Here is a 1,724-nt window from a genome sequence, read left to right as displayed (position 1 = left end):
ACGGGGACAAAAAAGAGGGCATAGGAAAGCCGCCCTTGCCATGACCGAATTTTACCTTTGGCGGTGTTCGGTTGGTCAAGGGTTCGCTTCGCCGAATCCGGCAGGAGTTCTGTTCAACGGGCTCCGGCGGACAAAAAAGTCAGGCCGCCTCTTGTTGGAGAAATGCTTGGGCCATGGCGATCAGCTTCGTCCACCGGGCCGGCATATGCGGAAGATCCGCCAGTTCCGGGATGACAACCGGCACCCGGCCTTCGAGCGCGCTGTGTGGGCGCAGGAAGTTGAAATACGCCACAAACAGTGTGACAAAGGACACCGAGCCTTCTTCCGCACCAAACCCGTGAGTCGGTCGGTAGTTGCCTTTAAACGTCCGGTTGAATCGCTCGATGATTTGTTTGAGTGGACGGAATTCCTCGGACACTGGATCCTCATTGGTCAGCCCGATTACCTGGCGGACATCGAACAGGATCCCGTGCTGGGCAAAGAAGTGCTGCGCCAGCAGGTAAATGGGATTGCCGTCGACGACAAACGACAAGTCGTCCGGGATGGACGGCAGCTTTCGCAGGACGTCATCACAGGCCTGGATGGCCGAGAGCGTGTCCCGGTTTGGGGAGACGCGATACGACAGCACGATCTTTTTCACCGCATCGAACATGAAGAACAGATAATGCCAACGGCCTTTCACCCGAATATACGTCTCGTCCCCGCAGAACGAGCCGGACAGCTCATACGGGAACCGGTCGACAAAGGGCTTCATTAAGAGCGCGACGCTGTTGGCATAGTTGAGCACCGTCTGATGAGAGATCGACACGCCGTGAAGATCCTTCATGGCCGCTGCCGTCATGCGGGAAGACATGCCAAAGTTGACATGGTACGTCAACACCAGCCCCAGAATGTGCGGCGACGCAGCCAGCCGGGACAAATCGACCTTCGGCTTGACGGGCGATGATGGAGCCACCGGGAGAAAGTCAAACAAGAACTCTCGAAACAAATACCGCACCTTGAAGGCCTGTGGATCCTGTTTGAAACGTTGGCGCTCCTTGTTCGTCATCCGGCGAAGGTTGGCCTGGTAAAACGGGCAGTCGTTGTTCTTGCACTTGTAGATGTTGTATTCTTTGCGTTCCTTGATTTTCTCCAGCGTCTTTTTACAGTGCGGGCAACGAAAGACCGCTTGCTTGGTGAACCGGTTCTGGTGGTTGAACCGGCACTGGCACACTTTGCATTGGTATTGCCCGTTCCCGCCATTGTTGGCGTACAGATAGGATGATGGCGCTTGGCAGCGAGGGCAGGTCAAGGAATCCGGAACACGGTGTTTCGCCTTCGTCCGGCGCTGAATGGGCCGCAAAGGACGGCCGTGCTGCGCCTCGTAGTCCGCCAACAGCTTCCGGTAGTCAAGGGTTTCCGGTACATCGATGATCGGAAGGTCATCGACCTGGAGTTTCCGATAGGGTTTTTGGACGGGTTCGTCCAAGTCATCAAGATTCAAGGATTTTCCCACGATCACACCCATCAAATACACAATGATTTGATATTGGGTCTTGATTATTTCGAGCAAATAGGCTAATAATTGAGGTAACAAGCTTGTCACTCCTTCTTTGTTTTGGCTGTTGAGTGTGTGGTTACCTCAATGATGGCCCAAAACAATGGGGGTGGCAAGCTTTTTTTCTTCCGACCGTTGAAACTCAAGGGAAAACCGTGAGTGTGGAGGATAAACTTTTGACAATACC

The 1,724-nt window shown here is 54.0% G+C and carries 1 protein-coding gene; it reads right to left on the bottom strand.

What is annotated here, in order from left to right; translation table 11 throughout:
* Nucleotides 1–139 precede the first annotated feature (139 nt).
* Nucleotides 140–1,576: a DDE-type integrase/transposase/recombinase gene (locus tag ACTVDO_RS17285; protein ID WP_020961593.1), complete on the bottom strand. Its 1,437-nt coding sequence runs from the start codon at nt 1,574–1,576 to the stop codon at nt 140–142.
* Nucleotides 1,577–1,724 lie beyond the last annotated feature (148 nt).

The organism is Geobacillus sp. BK01, assembly GCF_052220245.1.
GTDB lineage: Bacteria > Bacillota > Bacilli > Bacillales > Anoxybacillaceae > Geobacillus.
The sequence above is the reverse complement of the archived record's forward strand: the minus strand, read 5'-3'. Positions and strand labels throughout refer to the sequence as shown.